This window comes from Anaeromyxobacter terrae (assembly GCF_022690685.1).
Lineage (GTDB): Bacteria > Myxococcota > Myxococcia > Myxococcales > Anaeromyxobacteraceae > Anaeromyxobacter > Anaeromyxobacter terrae.
Genome location: NZ_JALCYY010000086.1, coordinates 1 through 16,143 on the forward strand (window position 1 = coordinate 1; position 16,143 = coordinate 16,143).

Consider the following 16,143-nt stretch of genomic DNA (forward strand, 5'->3'; position numbering starts at 1 on the left):
CGACGCGGGCGCGCGCGCGAGGAGCCGCGCGATGGCCGCCGCCACCTCGGCGGCGCCCAGGGGCGCGCCGGCCGCCGTCGCGAGCCCGTCGCGCACGCGCAGCCGCCAGGTCCGGCCGCCGTCCTCGGACGTGGGCACCTCGGCGAGCACGCCCGGTGAGAGCCGCCCCTCGGCGTCGCGCTCGAGGAGCGGCGCGCTCGTCGCGCGCGCGAGGAGGAGGTCGGCCGCGTCCTCGGCGAGCGCGGGATCGCCGGTCCGCGCCTCGGACGGAAGCGCGACGGTGACGCTCCCGCCCGGCGCCGGGCGGACGCCGGCGAGCGCGACCCCGGGTCCGAGCGCGAGCGCCGCGGCGAGAGCGTGGAGCCGACCGAGGCCGTTCATCGGGCCTCCCGCGGATCCGAGGTGACGAGGAGGAGCTCGGTCGCGACGCCGCCGGGGACCCGTACGACGTCGGCGAGCAGCGCGTCGTCGACGCCGTCCCCGGTGAGGTCACCGCCCGCGCCGGCCAGGATCAGCCCGTCGATCGGCCCCCACTCGAGGAGCGGCGCCGCGCCCTGGCGTGCGGCGAGCACACGCACGCGATCCGGCGGCGAGGGGGTGGGAGCCGAGGCGACGATCTCGGCGACGCCGTCGCCGTCGAGATCCGCGAGCGCGAAGCCGGTCCCGACGGAGGGGAGGAGGACGGGGAAGTTCGCTGGGCGCGTGGAGGGGAGGGTCGACGTCGCGACCTCGGCCGGCTGGAGCTCCGGCCCGAGCAGCTCGAGGCGCAGGTCCGTCCCCAGCGCCGCGAACGCGACGGGGCCGCCGCGCGGCGCGGCGGCGACGCCGTAGAGGCGCCGCGCGGAGCGCTGGGCCGAGGGCCCGCCGGGCGCGCGCGAGAGCGCGTCGAGGAGGACCCCCGTCCCCGGCGCGAACGCGCCGAACACCGCGCCCGGCTCCCCCGCGCAGAGCGGCACCGCCGCGAGCGTCCCCGCGCGCTCGAGAGCGCCGCCTCGCAGCGCGAGCACCTCGGGAGCGCCTCCCGCCCATGCGACCGCGACGCGCCCCGGGCCGAAGTCGCCGAGGGCGATCGTCGCCGCCGGATCCCGCACCGGGCCCCGCGCGGACGGGTCGATCGCGAGCCGCGCGAGCGGCGCGCCGGCCGGGGAGAGGATCACGACCGCGTCCGTGAGCACCGCCGCGATGGCCGCGCCGCCCCCGCCGGCATCCCCGATCGCGAGCGCCAGCACGCGGCCGTCGACGCGCGCGAGCGGGCGCACCGCGGCGAACGGCGCGCCGGAGGGACGCCCCTCACGCGCGAGGACCAGCGCCTCGGCGTCCGCGGGCGCGCGGACCGACACGAGCCGGGGCGGGATCGCGCGCGCGTCCGGCCGCCGCTGCAGGAAGAACGAGCGCCAGGTGGGGATCACCTCGCCGACGAGCGCGAGCTCGCGCCGCCCCGGCACGAGCCCGCCCTGGACCCGCACGAGCCAGTCCTGTCCGGAGTCGCGCGCCGCCGCCTCGGCGTCGGCCGCGCCGCGGACCGGCGTCACCGTGTAGCCGGCGCCGGCGAGCGCGCGCTCGAGCGCGGCCTCGAGCGGGCGCGCGAGGGAGGAGGAGCGGGTCTCGACGGCGAGGGCGAGCGCGCGGCGCCCCTCGGCGGGCGGGCCGATCTCCGCCGCGAGCGCGTCGGCCGCCGCGCCCAGCGCGGGGGGCGCGGCGGCGACGCGGATGGCGGTGGCGAGGGCGAGCGCGGCGGCGGCGAGGCGCATCGCCGTCAGGACGACACGAAACTCAAGGATCGTCCATGAAGAAGTTGGCGGGCGCCGCGCCCGCGTCGCTCCGCGCCGCCTCCGCTGGCGCGGTGCCGGCGAGGAACGCGAGCGAGGGCGCCTCGGCCCCCTCGGGCGCGAGCTTGCCCGTCGCGGGATCGACGCGCGCGAGCTCGACGCCCGGGACCGCAGCGAAGTCCGCCGCGGGCTGCGCGCCGACCGCCGTCTGCATGAAGGCGAGCCAGGCGGGGAGCGCCGCGCCGGCGCCGGTCTCGCGCGGCCCGAGCGGCGTGTGGTCGTCGAAGCCGATCCAGACGCCCGCGACGAGCTCCGGCGTGAAGCCGACGAACCAGGCGTCGCGGTGCTCCTGCGCCGTGCCGGTCTTCGCCGCGACGGGCCGCCCGAGCGCGCGCGCGGCGGCGCCCGTCCCGCCCTCCACCACCGCCCGCATCATGCTCTGCACCACGTACGCGACGTCGGGGCGGGTGCCCTGCTCCGGGAGGGTGAACTCCGGCGCGGGGGCCGCCGCGCCCGGGTGCGCGTTGTCCGCACCCTCGGTGCCGTCGGCGAACGCGGCCGGCTCGGGCTCCGCGCGGGCGGGCTCCGTCTTCCAGGGCGGGAGCGCCGCCGGGTGCTCCTCCAGGACGTTGCCGTGCCGATCGCGCACGCGCACGAGCAGCACCGGCTCGGCGTAGAAGCCGCGCGCCGCGATCGACGCGTAGGCGTTCACGAGCTCGATGGGGAACACCTCGCCCGTCCCGAGCGCGAGGGTGAGGTTGCGGGGCAGCTCGGAGGAGACGCCCATGCGGTGGGCGAACCCGATCACGGCGTCCACGCCGAGCGCGTCGACGAGCTTCACCGAGACCGTGTTCTTCGACTGCGCGAGCGCGGTCGTGAGGAGCATCGGGCCGTCGAACGCGTCCTTCTCGAAGTTGCGCGGCTTCCACTCCTTCCCCGTCCAAGGATCCCGGTAGAGATCGGGGGTGTCGTAGACGACCGTGCCCGGGGTGAAGCGGCGCGACTCGATGGCCGCGCCCCACACGAACGGCTTCACCGCGCTGCCCGGCTGGCGCCGCGCCTGCGTCGCGCGGTTGAACTGGGAGGTGCGGAAGTCGTAGCCCCCCACGAGCGCGCGGACGCCGCGGGTCACGGGATCGATCGCGACGAGCGCGCCCTGCACCTTCGGCGTCTGCTCGAGCGCCAGGGTGAGCGGCTTGCCCTCGCGCGCCGCGCGCTGCGGCGGCAGCTTGGCCGGGAGCACGCGCACCGGGACGACGTCGCCGGGGCGAACCACCGACGACATCTTGCGCGGCGCGGCGGTGGCGGAGGTCGGGTTCCACTTGCGCGCCCACTGCGCGTCGGGGAGCGCGATCTCGCCTTGCGCGCCGCCGAGGTCGACGCGGGCGCTCCGGTCGTCCGCGGCCGTGACGAGCCCGGCGTACACCTCGCCCGTCTCGAGGACCCGCGCGCGCGCCATCCGCGCCACGTCCTTCTCCTGCTCCTCGGCGGGCTCGATGTCCTCCGGGTTCACGGAGGCGAGGTCCCACACGAACACCTGGTCCGGCCGGGCGCGCGTGCCCGCGAGCCGCTCGCGCCACAGCGGCATCGCCGCCTCGACCTGCTTCGGCTCGAGGTGGACGACCGGGCCGCGCCAGCCCTGGCGCTTGTCGACCGCGCGGAGCGCGGCCTCGAGCGCCTTCTCGGCGGCGCGCTGCATGCCCGCGTCCATCGCCACGTCGACCTGCAGCCCCTCGGTCTCGACTACCTCGGCCCCGTACTTCTCGTCGAGGATCCGGCGGACCGCGTCCGCGTACCAAGTCCCCGGCGCGTCGGCCTCCGGCGGCCTCGTCACGATGGGCCGGGCGGCCTCCGCGGCCGCCTGCTGCTCGGTGATGAACCCCTCCTCCGCCATCCGGCGGAGGACGTAGCGCTGCCGCTCCTTGGCGCGCTCCGGGTGGTTCACCGGCGAGAGCCGCATCGGCGACTGGACGATCCCGGCGAGCGTCGCGGCCTCGCCCAGCGCGAGCTGGCGCACGCTCTTGCCGAAGTAGAACCGGCTCGCCTCCTCGACGCCGTAGCGCAGGTGACCGAGGTAGATCTGGTTCAGGTAGAGGTAGAGGATCTCGTCCTTCGACAGGTTCTCCTCGAGCCGCGGCGCGAGGATGAGCTCCTTCACCTTCCGCTTCACCTTCCAGTCGGAGGAGAGCAGGAACGTCTTCACCACCTGCTGGGTGATCGTCGAGCCGCCGCAGGCGACGCCGCCGCGCAGCACGCCCTTCACGGCGCAGCGCGCGATGGCGAGGTAGTTCACGCCCTCGTGCTCGTAGAAGCCCGCGTCCTCGGCGGCGAGGACCGCCTTGCGCACGATGGGCGGGATCTCCTCGAGCGGCACCACCGTGCGCCGCTCGCGCGCGAACTGGAACACCTCCTTGCCGTCGGCGCCGAACACGCGCGTGGAGACGAGCGGCTCGTAGTCCTTGAGCGTGTCGAACGCGGGCAGCTCGCGCGTCCAGGCGAAGAGGAGGCCCCCGCCGAGGAGCGCGAGGACGAGGGCGGCGACGCCACCGTGGCGCAGCAGGCGGCGGGCGCGGGGCGAGAGACGACGCAAGCGGGGGGACTCCTCGGGGAGGGCTGGGTCGCCCGGCGAGCGGGCGGACGGGCGGGCGCTGGGCGGGGGGGTGTCCAAGGCGAGGGGTCGAACGATAGCGCCGGGGGGAGGGCGGGGCAAAGCAGGGGGAGCGCGGTCTCGCATGTCCTGCCCCGCCAGAGCAGTCGCCGTGCCACGCGCCCACTCGGCGCCCGTCCGCGAGGAACAGCGGGGCAGGCCTGCCATTCCGCCCCGCGTGGGCGGGCGGACACGGGGAGGTGTGGGGGAGGGGACACGGACCCCGCCACGAAGGGCTCGATCCCGGAGCTCCGGCGCGGGCTCCGACGACGCACGGCGGCGGGGACGCTCGGCGAGGACGGCGTCGGCTCGAGGGCGCGGACCCGGTCCTCGTCCTAGGGTGCGTCGCCGCCGCGCTTCACGCCGAGCGCGCGCATCTTCTTGTACAGGTGGCTCCGCTCGAGCCCGAGATCGCGCGCGGTCTCCGAGACGTTGTCCGCGTGCGCGTCGAGCGCGCCGAGGATGATCTCCCGCTCGGCCTCCTCGACGAGGTCGTGGAACGAGGCCCCCGCGCGGAACCGCTCGGTGCGGGGGCGGCGGACGCCGGGGAGCATCGCCGCGACGTCGTCGGCGCCGATCGCGGGGCCGTCGCACAGGATCGCGAGCCGCTCGAGGAGGTTCCGGAGCTCGCGGACGTTCCCGGGCCACTCGTGCGCCTGCAGCGCGGCGAGCGCGTCGCGCTCGAGCCGCATGGGCCGGCGGCCGTTCCGCTCGCACGCCTCCGCGAGGAAGTGGGTGGCGAGCGCGGGGATGTCCTCCTTCCGCTCGCGCAGCGGCGGCGCGTGGACGGGGACGACGTTGAGCCGGTAGTACAGGTCCTCCCGGAAGCGGCCGGCCTGGACCTCAGCGGGGAGGTCCTTGTTCGTCGCCGCAACGACGCGCACGTCGACCTTCAACGTGTGCGCGCCTCCCACCCGCTCGAACTCGCCCTCCTGCAGGACCCGCAGCACCTTCGCCTGCATCGCGGCGGGCATGTCGCCGACCTCGTCGAGGAAGAGCGTCCCGCCGTCGGCGAGCTCGAACTTCCCGCGGCGCGCGGCGACCGCGCCGGTGAACGCGCCGCGCTCGTGGCCGAAGAGCTCGCTCTCGATGAGGTCCGCCGGGACGGCGGCGCAGTTGAGCTTCACGAACGGCCCCGACTTCCGCCGCGAGCTCTCGTGCAGGGCGCGGGCGACGAGCTCCTTGCCCGTGCCGTTCTCCCCGGTGACGAGGACGCGCCCCTCCGACGGGGCGGCGCGGCGCACGAGCTCGAAGAGCCGCTGCATCGCGGGCCCGCCGCCGATCATGTCGAGCCGGCCGGCCTCGCGGCGGAGCTCGGCGTTCTCCTCGCGCAGGCTGCGCAGCGCGAGCGCGTTCTTCACGGCCACGAGGAGCTTGTCCCGCTCGGTGATGGGCTTCTCGAGGTAGTCGAACGCGCCGAGCTTGAAGGCGCTGCGGACCGTGTCGATGGAGCCGTGCCCGGACATGATCACGACCGGCAGGTCGGGCCGGGTCTCTCGGGCCCGCTGCAGCACGGCGAGCCCGTCGAGATCCGGCATGCGTACGTCCATCACCACGGCGTCCACCGGGAGCGCGGCGATCTTCTCGAGCGCCTCGCGCCCGCCGCTCGCAGCTTCGACCACATATCCCTCCATCGAGAGGGCGCGCGAGAGCGTGAGCTGGATGTTCTTCTCGTCATCCACGACGAGGATCGTGGCAGGCATTCGGCGATGTTAATGCGGCTGGGAGGAAAAGCTTTGACATCGGTCCCGGATCGAGTTGTATGGCCCGGGTCCCCCCAACCTCATCGATATCGAAACCGAAGCTCTCGGAGGTCACATGCGTCGCGTTCTCCTTCTCGCACTCTTCGTCACTGGCGCTCTCACGTTTGGCGCATGCAAGCCGAAGGTGAAGCCGGGCGAGTGCAAGTCCAGCGCGGACTGCGCCAAGCAGGAAGGCTACGGGAAGGTCTGCGTCGAGGGCCGCTGCCAGGAGTGCGCCGCGGACACCGACTGCAAGGACGGGTTCGCCTGCCGTGACGCCCGCTGCGTGCCGAAGCCCCAGTGCACGACCGACGACCAGTGCGGCCCCGGTCAGTCCTGCGTGAACGAGCAGTGCGTCGCGCGCCAGGCCGGCACCTGCGGCTCCGATCGCGACTGCGGCCCGGATCAGCAGTGCCAGGACGGCAAGTGCGCGGCGCGCGCCCCGCAGGCCTCGGCCGCGTGCGCCGACGCCGGCGCGTTCACGGTCCGCTTCGGCTTCGATCAGTCGAACCTCACGCCCGACTCGCAGGGCACGCTCCAGAAGCTGGCCGACTGCCTGAAGGGCGCCCCGGCGAAGCGGGTCGTCGCGCAGGGCTACGCCGACGAGCGCGGCACCACCCAGTACAACATCGCGCTCGGCAACCGCCGCGCCGAGGCCGCCCGCAAGTACCTCGAGGACCTCGGCGTCCAGGGCAAGATGGACACCGTGAGCTTCGGTGAGGAGAAGGCGCTCTGCTCCGAGTCGACCGAGGCGTGCTGGGCGCAGAACCGCCGGGTCGAGTTCGAGGTGGATCGGTGACATTGCTCCGCCGCGCGGCGCCGCTCGGGCTCGCGCTCCTCGCCGGCTGCTGGGTGCCCATCGAGAGAGGGCGCCAGATGGAGGTTCGCCTCCAGCAGCTCGAGGTGCAGAACACCGAGCACCAGCGGCGCCTCGACGAGCAGCGTGAGCTCGTCCGCGAGCGGGTGGCGAAGGTCGACCAGAAGGTCGCCGAGGTGCAGACCAAGATCGACGAGCTGAACCGCGCCGCTCGCCGCAGCGGCGCGGACCTCGGCGTCTCGCTCCAGCACCTGCAGGACGACTTCGCGAAGTACAAGGGCGATCTCGAGGTCGAGCAGCACCGGCTCGGAGAGATCGAGCGGAACCTCGACGCCCTGCGGACCGAGACCGAGGGCCGCTTCGCCGCGCTGCGCGGCGCGGGCGCGCTCGACGCCTTCGAGGCGAAGCAGCGCCTCGCGACGCTGCAGCGCCCCGAGGACAAGGCCGCGTTCTTCGCGCTCGCCGCGAAGGAGGACGAGGCCGGGAACAAGGGCGTGGCGCGCGAGCTCTACGACGAGTACGTGCGCAAGTGGCCCTCGGACGCGCGCGCGGCCGACGCCGGCTACCGCGCCGGGCAGCTGCTCTTCGAGCAGAAGCGCTTCCGCGAGGCGCTCCTCGCCTACGGCAAGGTCGCCGAGGACTTCCCGAAGTCCGTCCGGGCGCCCGACGCGATGCTGGGCGCCGCGGACGCCATGCTGAAGCTCGAGATGAAGGCCGAGGCGAAGGCCGTCCTCGAGCAGCTCCTCGAGCGCTATCCGCGCGCCGACGCGGCGGAGGGCGCGAAGGAGCGGCTCAAGGCGCTCGCGCCGCCCCCGCCGAAGCGGAAGCCTGCGCCGTCGCGCAAGAAGACGTGAGTCGTCTCCACGGGGCGGCGCGCGCGGGTGTCCCCGCGCCGCCGCTTCCCGTGTCGCTCTTCCCGCCGAGCGGCCGCCCCAGGCCGGCGCGGCGGCGCGAGCCGCAGCGGTGCTAAGCTCCCGGCTACCGTGCGAACCCTCACCGCCGCGCTCCTCGCGCTCGCCGCGTGCGTGCACTCCGGTCCCCCCGCCTCGCCCGAGGGGCGGAGGGTCCAGGTGCTCTTCACCGGCGACGGGCACGGCGAGATCGGCCCCTGTGGCTGACGCGTGAAGCCGACGGGCGGTCTTGCCCGTCGAGCGAGCGCGGTGGAAGCGGCCCGGCGCGAGGCGCCGGCGCTGCTCGTGGACGCCGGCGACGCCCTGTTCCACGCGCCCGTGCTGGGGGCGGCGGACGAGCCCGCGGCCGCGCGCGCCCGGCTCCTGCTCTCCGCGATGGGACGCATGGGCTACGCCGCGCTCGCGGTGGGCGAGCGCGAGCTCGCCCTCGGCCCCGGCTGGCTCGCGCGGGAGGCCGCCAGCGCGGGAGTTCCGCTCCTCTCCCTGAACCTCGCCGGGCGCGACGGGGTCCACCCGTTCCCCGGCACGCGCGTCGTCGAGGTGGGCGGCGAGCGGGTGGGGCTGCTCGCGGCCGCGGCCGCGGGCGAGTACCCGGGCGGCCTCGTCGCCTCGGACCCGGTCGCGGCGGTCCGGGGCGCCGCCGCGGCGCTCCGCGAGAGCGGCGCGACGCTCGTCGTCGCGCTCCTGCACATGCCCGACGGCGAGGCGCGCGCCCTCGTCCGCGAGGTGCCCGAGGTGGACGCGGCGGTGCTCGCCCACGACGCCCGGCGCATCGAGGCGGTGCCCGCGGGCGCGACGCTCGTGACCGCCGCGGGGGAGCGCGGCCGAGGGCTCGGGATCCTCACCCTCTGGCCCGACACGAAGGGCGCCTGGGGCGACGCGGGCGCGCCGCGAAAGGCCGAGGCGGAGCTCGCCTCGATCCGCCGCTCGATCGACATCGCGCGCCGCCGCGCGGAGCGCGCGACCCGCGAGGAGGACCGGCGCGTGCTGCGCGAGCTCGCCGCGACGCAGGAGCGGCGCGCGAGGGAGGCGGAGGCGCGCACGAAGGTGAAGCCCACGGGCCGCCTTTACGACGGCCGGCTCCTGCCGCTCACGCCGGCGGTCGGCGACGATCCCGCGCTCCTCGCGGAGCAGCAGGCGGTGCTCCAGCGATACGGCCCGCCGCCGGGGCCGCCCGATCCGGATCTGACGGGCGTGGAGTAGTCGGCGAGGGATCTCCCACCCCGACGCCGGCCGTCAGGAGTCGAGAGGCGGCGCATCCCGAGCGTGGCGTCCCCGCGACAGCGGAGACGCGGAGTCGAGCGACGACCTCGACCCCCCGTCGCGGCCGCCTAGGCGTCCTCCTCCGGCTCCACGGGCTCCCCCGCGACGCGCCCCTCGTCGTGGAGCCCCCACTGCCCGATCCGCTTCATCACCGTGCTCTTCGCGATCCGGAGCTCCTTCACGACGGCCGCGCGCTTGCCCTTGTTGCGCCGCAGCGAGAGCCGGATCGCCTCCCGCTCGATGTCCTCGAGCGTGAGCCCTCGCAAGTAGAGCGTGTCGTCGTCCCCGGTGAGGCCGGGCGCGGCGCGCGTGTCCTCGAACGTCACGGCGCTCGCGGGGATGCTCTGGCCCTCGCCGCGGAACAGGAGCGCGCGCTGGACGACGTTCTTCAGCTGGCGGACGTTGCCCGGCCAGTCGTACCCCTCGAGCTTGGCGAGCGCCTCGGGGCTCCAGCGGACGGGGAGCCCGCGCGGCGCGGCCCGGGAGAGGAACGTCTCCGCGAGCGCGCGGACGTCGCCCTTGCGCTGGCGGAGGGGAGGGACCGTGAGGGGGACGACGCAGAGCCGATAGAAGAGGTCCTCGCGGAAGCGCCCCGCCCGCACCTGGGCCCGCAGGTCGCGGTGGGTGGCGGCGACGATCCGGACGTTCACCTGGATCGGGCGGGAGGCGCCGACCCGCTTCACCTCGCCGAGCTCGAGCACGCGCAGGAGCTTCGGCTGCAGGTCGAGCGGGAGCTCCCCGATCTCGTCCAGGAAGATCGTGCCGCGATCCGCCTCCTCGAAGGCCCCCTTGCGCATCCGCTCCGCCCCGGAGAAGGCGCCCTTCTCGTGGCCGAAGAGCTCCGACTCGATGAGCGTCTCGGCGATGGCCGAGCAGTTCACCGGGATGAACGGTCCGTCGCGGCGCGCCGAGCGGGCGTGCAGGGCGCGCGCGACGAGCTCCTTGCCCGTGCCGGTCTCGCCGAGGATCGTGGTCGCCGCGTCGGACGAGCCGACGCGCTCCACGAGCTCGAACACCTGCCGCATCGCCGCGTCACGCGTGGTCATCCCCTCGAACGCCTCGGCGCGCGCCGGCTCCGGCGCGTCGCGCCGCTCGAGCACGAGCTCCGCGTCGCCGAGCGAGACCGGGACGCCGAGCGGGAGCTGCGCCTGGGAGATCCGCGCGCCCGAGATGAAGGTGCCGTTCGTCGAGCCGAGATCCACCACGTGCCACGCGCCGCCGCGCGGCTCGATCCGCAGGTGGCGTGCGGAGACGTACGGATCGTCGAGGGGCGCGTCGCAGGTCGGGTCCTTGCCGACGACCACGCCGGCGGCGGTCACGGGGAGCGTTCGCTCGCGGCCGCTCGCGCGCACGCGCAGCCGGGCCGAGGCGGGCCCGGCCGCCGCCTCGCCGGCGCGCAGCTGGGTGCCTCCCGAGGCCCGGGTCTCCTCCGCCGTCCCGGCCGAGGCGGCGCGGAAGAGCGCGCGCCACGCGCCGAGCGCGATCTCGTCGCCGTCCGCGAGCGGGGCCTCGGTGACCTCCGCGCCGCCGACGCGCGTGCCGCGGCCGGATCGGTCCACGAGGTGCCACGCCCCGCCGCGCGGCTCCACGACGGCGTGCAGGCGCGAGAGCGCGGGATCGGGGAGCGAGACGTCGCACTCGGCGGCGCGGCCGATCTCGGTGCGGCCGGTGAGCGCCACGCGGAGGAGCTCCTCTCCGTGGCGGAAGAAGGCGAGCTCGGGCATGCGACGGAGCGTAGCGAAACGAGAACGCTCCGTGAAGGCGGATCTCGTCACCCGCGGTCAAGAAGGCGACGCCGTGCGTCGGGCGCCCACCCGTGCGCACCCGCGGCGACGGGGCCCGAGCCGTCAGCCGTGCGCGAGCTCGTCGAACTCGGCGGAGCCCTTCAGCGCCTCGAACATCGGGTCCGATTGCAGCCAGCCGCGGACCTTCGGCGCGTCCGCCGAGACGGCCTTGCGGAGCGCGTCGAGCGCCTCGCGCGGCTTGCCCCACAGCGCGTAGAGGGCCGAGGCGTTGTAGTTGAGGAGGAGGTCCTCGGGCTGGAGCTCCCGCGCGCGGGCGTAGGCGCGCTCCGCCTCGGCGTAGAAGCCCTTCTGCGCGTACGAGATGCCGAGGTCGAGGTGCGCCTCGAAGTTGTCCGCCTCGAGCCGCACGACCTCCTTGAGCTGGGTGATCGCGGTGCGGTAGTCGCCCTCGTCCATGAGCAGGGCGGCGAGCTCGTGGCGCGGGAACGGATCCTTCGGGTCGAGCCGGATCGCGACCTCGAGCTCCTTCACCGCGTCCTCGGGCTTCCCCTGGTCGGCGAGGGTGAGGCCCAGGTTGAGGTGGGCGTCCGGGTACTCGGGATCGAGGTCGATCGCGTCGCGGTACTCGGCGACCGCCATGTCGTGCCCGTGGGTGGCGAGGAAGCAGGCGAGGTTGTAGTGGGCCGTCGCGCTGTCGGGCTCGAGCTGGAGGGCGGTCAGGTACTCGGAGAGCGCCTCGCGGTAGAGCTTCTTCTCCGAGTAGACGGTCGCGAGGTTGTCGTGCGCGTGCGCGGAGCTCGGGTCGAGCTCGATCGCCTTCTTGAACTCCTTGATCGCCTCGTCCAGCCACCCGCGGTCGGCGAGCTCGATGCCGCGCGAGTTGTGCGCGTCGGACAGCGCGATGTGGTCCTTCTTGTCCCGGCTCACGGCGGTGGAGTGTACTTGCGTTTCGCCCCGGCGGGGGCGGTGGTTGGCACCATCGAATCTAACTCGCTCGTCCGCGCCCGCCCGCGCCGGGCGTGACAGGCGCCCGCCCGGCCGGCCGCAGGGCGAGTGGAGGAACGAGGGATGAACCGTCGGACGCTCGTGGTCGTCCTCGCGCTCGCCGCCGCGCTCGGCGCGGTGATCGTCGCCCGCCTCGCCCGGCCGCCGCCGAGCGACGAGGAGCGGATCCGCGCGCTCCTCGACGGCGCCGCGCGCGCGGCGGTGGAGCGCCGGATCGGGGACGTGGTCGCGGGCGTCTCCGAGCGGTTCCGCGGCGAGGGGCTCGACCGGCGCGGCTTGAAGCAGCTCGTCGCCGCCCAGGTGCTGCGCGGGGAGTGGGTGGGCGTGTCGATCTCGGGCGTGCGGGTGGCGGTGGACGGCGACCGCGCGACGGCGGTCGCGGACGCCGTGCTGTCGCGCTCGCTCGGCGCGGGGAAGGCCCTCGTGGACCTGCTCCCGGGCGAGGCGAGCGCGCACCGGTTCGATCTCGTCCTCGAGCGCGAGGCCGGGGGCTGGCGCGTCGTCGGGGCTCGCTGGCGCGCGATCCCGCTCGCCGACGCGATCGAGGGTCCGCCGGCGCCGCCGGCGCCCGGGCGTTGACGGGTGCGCCGCCCAGCGGGCATGCTCGCCCACCCCTCATGGCCCTCTACACCGACCTCACGCCCGACGAGATCGCCGCCGCGATCCGGCCGTTCGGCCTCCCCGCGCCCGATCGCGTCCGGCCCGAGCCGAAGGGGAGCGTCAACACGAACTTCCACGTCTGGGCAGGCGGCCAGCGCTTCTTCCTGCGCATCAACGAGGGGAAGACCGAGCAGGACGTCGCCTTCGAGGCGGAGGTGCAGCGTTACCTCCACGAGGCGCGCTTCCCCGTGCCGCACCTCCACCTCGCGGACGATGGGCGCTCGTTCGTGCCGGTCGCCGGCAAGCTGGCGATGCTGTTCGCCTACTCGCCCGGCGAGGAGATCGCGCGCGAGGACGCCGGCCCGGAGCGCTGCCGGCGGCTGGGCGAGCAGCTCGGGCGCCTGCACGATCTCGCGGCGGGCTTCACGGCCACGCGCGCGAACCCGTACGGCCTGCCGCGCGTGCAGGGGTGGATCGCGGGGCTCCGGCCCGACGGCGAGGGGGATCCGGCCGTCGCGGCGGCGCTGCCCCTGCTCGAGGACGAGCTCGCCCGCGCCGCGTCCCTGCCCGGCGCGCCGCAGGGGCTCGTCCACGGCGACCTGTTCATCGACAACGTGCTCTGGATCGGCGATCGGGTGAGCTCGATCCTCGACTGGGAGATGAGCTGCGTCGCGCCGTTCGCCTACGACCTCGGCGTCGCGGTGAACGCCTGGTGCTACACCGACCGCTACGACCCCGCGCGCGCCGCGGCGCTCGTGGAGGGCTACCGGGCGAAGCGTCGCCTCGAGCCCGAGACGGTGGACGCGCTCCACGCGTGGGCGCGCTACGCCGCGCTGCGCTTCACCGCCTCGCGCATCCACGCCTTCCACCTCGCCGGGATCGGGGCGGACCGGCTCGCGTGGAAGGACTGGCGTCGCTACCGCGACCGGCTCGTGGCGCTGCGCGAGCTGGGCGAGCGCGGCTACCGGGCGCTGCTCGGGGTCTGATGGCCGGGGGGAGCTACAGCCCCGCCGAGATCTTCCACTGCCCGTCGACCTTCTTCAGCAGGAGCCGGTGGACGTCCGAGTCCCGCCGCGGCACGGCGCCGCCCGGCGTCTGCACCCGGTAGTAGTCCTCGTAGAAGACCTCGGCGGTAGCCGCGTCTCCCTGCACGTCGATGCGACGGACCGTGACGTCCACGCGCACCCCTTCGAGGCGCGCCAGGTCGCCGGGGAGGGTCTGCTCGAGCTTCGCCCGATCGAGGTCGTCGGACGGATCCGGCGTCCCGGCCGCGTCGAAATAGTCCGGCGCGACGAGCGCGAGGACGCCCGCGGCGTCGCGGGCCTCGAGGGCGCGCTGGTAGGTGTGGATCACGTCGTAGACGGCGCGGGTGTCCCGGTTGTCCGGGATCTCCGTCCCGGGGATGCGCTTCGGGCCACAGGCGGAGAGGGCGACGGCGGCGCAGAGCACGAGCGGGAGCACGGGACGGGGCGTCATGCGCGGGACTGTGGCTCGCGACGGCGGGACGGTCAAGCTCCGCGATGACCGCGCGGGAGGCCCCGCGCCGGTACCCCCGGCCGGCGCGCGTCCGGCTTAGATTGCCCGCACGATGAGCCCGAGCCTCGACGCGCTGAAGCGCTTCTTCGAGACCTCCCCCGCCGCGCGCAAGGCGACGAAGCCGCTCGCGCGCGGCGCACGGGTGAACCTCGCCCTCGAGTCCGGCGCGGCGCACTTCACGATGGAGGGCGGCGCGCCCGAGGTCCGCGACGCCGCGGCGCAAGACCCGGACTTCACCCTCACGATGCCCGCCGGCGCCGTGCAGCGGATCACCTCGCTCGACACCGACGACGTGGGCGCGTTCGGGATCGAGTTCTTCAAGCTCGTGCTCGAGCGCGATCCCGCCGTGAAGGTGCGGGTCAGGATCGACGCCTCGACCTCGCAGCTCCTCGGCCACGGCTACCTCGGGGTCCTGGCCTTGGGAGGAATGAAGGTGAGCTGGTGGCTGCTCAAGAACGGGGTGAAGAACCCGAAGGCCGCCATCGACCGGCTGCGCCACGGGCTGTAGCGACGCCGCCGGGCCTCACGGCGCGAGGCGGGCGCCCGGCGCCGTCGTGCCCGCCTCCGCGCGCCGCGCCTCCTCGAACCGGCAGCGCCGCTCGCCCGCCTCGGCGCGCACCCGCTCGGCCTCGCCGGCCGCGCTCGCGGCGATCGCGGCGAGCTCCGCCCCTCCCGCCCGCGTGTCCCCGGACAGGCAGCACGCCTCGGCGTGAAGCGCGCGCGCCTCGGCGGCGAGCGCCGGGGGGAGCGGGCCCGCGTCCGCGCGCGAGAGCTCGGGCAGCGCCGCGCCCGCCTCGCCGCGGGAGTAGAGGGCGCGCCCGAGGAGGTAGGCGGAGAGCGGCCCCGGGACGCGCGCCACCCGCGCGAGGGCGAGCGCGGGGTCGCCGTCGCCGAGGAGGTAGGGGCGCGCCGCCGCGCCGAGCGCCGGGGCCGCCGCTGCCGCGCGCTTGGCCTCGAGGAGTCGCGCCTCCGCGCGATCCGGGTGCGCCGCGAGCGCGCTCGCCCAGGCGCGATCCGCGGCGGAGAGGTCGCCGCGTCGCCAGGCGAGATCGCCCTCTGCGGAGGCGATCGCGGCCCGGAGCGCGCCGTCCTCCGGAGCGGCCCGGGCGCGCGCCGCGGCGAACGCCGCCGCCGCCCCATCGAGATCCCCGCCGCGGGCGAGCGCGTCCCCCGCCGCCTTCTCCGCGCCGGCGGCCTCGCCGAACGTGCCGAAGCGGCGCCACAGCCGGCACGCCTCCGCGGTGCGCCCGCTCCCGGCTGCGCCCGCCGCGTCGAGCGCGATCGCCGCCGCCTCGCGCGCGCAGCGCCGCGCGAAGAGGCTCGTCCGCCCGAGCCGTGCGCGCGCGGCGGCCTCGAGCCCCGGCGGCACCGTCACCCCGTCGAGGAACGACTGCCACTCGGCGACGAGCGCGTCGAGGGGCGCGCCGAACGCAGCGGCGAGGTCGCCGTCGCGGTACGCGCGGGCGAGCTTCGCCGCGCCGTGCCGCTCGAGCAGGAACGCGAGGAAGCTCCCCGACGCCGTGTAGGCGCGGGCCGGCGCCTGCGTCCAGAACCCCGCCGGCCCGACGATGGCCGCGACGTCGGGCAGGAGGTGCAGGTCGCGGGCCGCGCGCGACCACTCGTGGATCGTCCAGTCGCCGCGCGGGATCTCGAGCGCGACGGCGAGCCCCTCCACGAGCCCGGCGGACGGGAGGAGGCCGGCGCGCGCCGGGACCCGGAGCGGCCCGCGCGCGATCGCCCCCGCCAGCGCGTGGACGAGCTCGTGCCGCAGCACGGGGTGCGGCAAGGGCGCGTCGACGACGTGCGCCTCCGCGAGCCAGGGCTTCGCGTACTCCGTCGCCGCCGCGCCGACGAGGCGGCGCTTCTCCGCGGCGCTGCGGTACACGAACACCGTCACGTGCGGCGGGGTCTCGAGCCCGAGCACGCGCGCCAGGTCCGCCGCGTTGAACTCGCACTCGGCGAGGAGCCCGTCCGCCGCCGCCGCGGGCTTCTCGGCCGGGAGGTGGAGCGTGCAGCGCGGCCCGTCGCGCCGGCCGCCCAGCGCGCGGGCGATCGCGGCCCGATCGCCGGAGAGCGCGAGCGCGTCCCGGGTGGCGCGCGCGCCCGCC

General features: G+C 75.8%; 14 protein-coding genes and 1 pseudogene. 7 read left to right on the forward strand and 8 right to left on the reverse strand.

Annotation, left to right across the window (positions count from 1 at the left end; all coding sequences use genetic code 11):
• From MNY62_RS23430 to MNY62_RS23445, 4 genes and pseudogenes are all read right to left on the reverse strand, one after another.
• Window positions 1-381: pseudogene (locus tag MNY62_RS23430) on the reverse strand (ABC transporter substrate-binding protein); the annotation flags it as partial.
• Window positions 378-1,751 carry a VCBS repeat-containing protein gene (locus tag MNY62_RS23435; RefSeq protein ID WP_242346753.1) on the reverse strand — a complete coding sequence of 458 codons (1,374 nt, stop codon included), beginning with the start codon at window positions 1,749-1,751 and terminating at the stop codon, window positions 378-380. The pseudogene MNY62_RS23430 and the gene MNY62_RS23435, both read right to left, overlap by 4 nt.
• A 22-nt stretch (window positions 1,752-1,773) precedes the next feature.
• Complete coding sequence (locus MNY62_RS23440; protein ID WP_242346754.1) at window positions 1,774-4,359, reverse strand: penicillin-binding protein 1A; 2,586 nt, start codon at window positions 4,357-4,359, stop codon at window positions 1,774-1,776.
• A gap of 392 nt (window positions 4,360-4,751) precedes the next feature.
• Window positions 4,752-6,119 (reverse strand): sigma-54-dependent transcriptional regulator, encoded by a 1,368-nt coding sequence (locus MNY62_RS23445; RefSeq protein ID WP_242346755.1) that lies wholly within the window; start codon window positions 6,117-6,119, stop codon window positions 4,752-4,754.
• A 115-nt stretch (window positions 6,120-6,234) separates the two neighbouring features.
• Here MNY62_RS23445 and MNY62_RS23450 point away from each other — a divergent pair, with 115 nt between their 5' ends.
• The 4 genes from MNY62_RS23450 to MNY62_RS23460 all read left to right on the forward strand — a co-directional run bounded on the left by MNY62_RS23450 (window position 6,235) and on the right by MNY62_RS23460 (window position 9,089).
• Window positions 6,235-6,957, forward strand: a complete 723-nt coding sequence (locus MNY62_RS23450) for an OmpA family protein (protein ID WP_242346756.1) — start codon at window positions 6,235-6,237, stop codon at window positions 6,955-6,957.
• A complete protein-coding gene (locus MNY62_RS23455) occupies window positions 6,954-7,829 on the forward strand; it encodes a tetratricopeptide repeat protein (protein ID WP_242346757.1) in 876 nt (291 codons plus the stop codon). Before MNY62_RS23450 ends, MNY62_RS23455 begins: the two co-directional genes overlap by 4 nt.
• Window positions 7,830-7,958: 129 nt before the next feature.
• Window positions 7,959-8,093, forward strand: a complete 135-nt coding sequence (locus tag MNY62_RS25605; RefSeq protein WP_279426861.1) for a hypothetical protein — start codon at window positions 7,959-7,961, stop codon at window positions 8,091-8,093.
• Window positions 8,094-8,135: 42 nt separating this feature from the next.
• Complete coding sequence (locus MNY62_RS23460) at window positions 8,136-9,089, forward strand: bifunctional UDP-sugar hydrolase/5'-nucleotidase (protein ID WP_242346758.1); 954 nt, start codon at window positions 8,136-8,138, stop codon at window positions 9,087-9,089.
• A gap of 128 nt (window positions 9,090-9,217) precedes the next feature.
• Here MNY62_RS23460 and MNY62_RS23465 read toward each other — a convergent pair whose 3' ends face one another.
• Together MNY62_RS23465 and MNY62_RS23470 are read right to left on the reverse strand one after the other, a co-directional pair.
• Window positions 9,218-10,873 carry a sigma 54-interacting transcriptional regulator gene (locus MNY62_RS23465; RefSeq protein ID WP_242346759.1) on the reverse strand — a complete coding sequence of 552 codons (1,656 nt, stop codon included), beginning with the start codon at window positions 10,871-10,873 and terminating at the stop codon, window positions 9,218-9,220.
• Between the two features lie 123 nt (window positions 10,874-10,996).
• On the reverse strand, window positions 10,997-11,821 hold the full coding sequence (locus MNY62_RS23470; protein WP_242346760.1) for a tetratricopeptide repeat protein: 825 nt from the start codon (window positions 11,819-11,821) through the stop codon (window positions 10,997-10,999).
• Window positions 11,822-11,962: 141 nt separating this feature from the next.
• Between MNY62_RS23470 and MNY62_RS23475 the strand changes: the two genes are divergently transcribed.
• Both MNY62_RS23475 and MNY62_RS23480 read left to right on the forward strand, forming a co-directional pair.
• The gene (locus MNY62_RS23475) at window positions 11,963-12,478 is read left to right on the forward strand and encodes a nuclear transport factor 2 family protein (protein WP_242346761.1); all 516 of its coding nucleotides are present in this window, start codon (window positions 11,963-11,965) and stop codon (window positions 12,476-12,478) included.
• Window positions 12,479-12,516: 38 nt separating this feature from the next.
• Entirely contained in the window at window positions 12,517-13,485 is a 969-nt protein-coding gene (locus MNY62_RS23480; RefSeq protein WP_242346762.1) for a homoserine kinase, read from the forward strand.
• A gap of 13 nt (window positions 13,486-13,498) precedes the next feature.
• On the opposite strand, the gene MNY62_RS23485 is transcribed toward MNY62_RS23480, so the two are convergent.
• Window positions 13,499-13,975: a YybH family protein gene (locus tag MNY62_RS23485; RefSeq protein ID WP_242346763.1), complete on the reverse strand. Its 477-nt coding sequence runs from the start codon at window positions 13,973-13,975 to the stop codon at window positions 13,499-13,501.
• 112 nt (window positions 13,976-14,087) lie between these two features.
• Here MNY62_RS23485 and MNY62_RS23490 point away from each other — a divergent pair, with 112 nt between their 5' ends.
• Complete coding sequence (locus MNY62_RS23490; RefSeq protein WP_242346764.1) at window positions 14,088-14,543, forward strand: SCP2 sterol-binding domain-containing protein; 456 nt, start codon at window positions 14,088-14,090, stop codon at window positions 14,541-14,543.
• Between the two features lie 15 nt (window positions 14,544-14,558).
• Here the strand turns inward: MNY62_RS23490 and MNY62_RS23495 are convergent.
• A partial coding sequence (locus tag MNY62_RS23495) for a type VI secretion system protein (RefSeq protein WP_242346765.1) occupies window positions 14,559-16,143 on the reverse strand: 1,585 nt, incomplete at its 5' end.

What these genes read in the sequence shown, in the direction of transcription:
- MNY62_RS23490 (WP_242346764.1), top strand. Translation starts at nt 14,088, where the DNA reads ATGAGCCCGAGCCTCGACGCGCTGAAGCGCTTCTTCGAGACCTCCCCC.
- MNY62_RS23435 (WP_242346753.1), bottom strand. Translation starts at nt 1,751, where the DNA reads ATGCGCCTCGCCGCCGCCGCGCTCGCCCTCGCCACCGCCATCCGCGTC.
- MNY62_RS23475 (WP_242346761.1), top strand. Translation starts at nt 11,963, where the DNA reads ATGAACCGTCGGACGCTCGTGGTCGTCCTCGCGCTCGCCGCCGCGCTC.
- MNY62_RS23480 (WP_242346762.1), top strand. Translation starts at nt 12,517, where the DNA reads ATGGCCCTCTACACCGACCTCACGCCCGACGAGATCGCCGCCGCGATC.
- MNY62_RS23450 (WP_242346756.1), top strand. Translation starts at nt 6,235, where the DNA reads ATGCGTCGCGTTCTCCTTCTCGCACTCTTCGTCACTGGCGCTCTCACG.
- MNY62_RS23465 (WP_242346759.1), bottom strand. Translation starts at nt 10,873, where the DNA reads ATGCCCGAGCTCGCCTTCTTCCGCCACGGAGAGGAGCTCCTCCGCGTG.
- MNY62_RS23485 (WP_242346763.1), bottom strand. Translation starts at nt 13,975, where the DNA reads ATGACGCCCCGTCCCGTGCTCCCGCTCGTGCTCTGCGCCGCCGTCGCC.
- MNY62_RS23445 (WP_242346755.1), bottom strand. Translation starts at nt 6,119, where the DNA reads ATGCCTGCCACGATCCTCGTCGTGGATGACGAGAAGAACATCCAGCTC.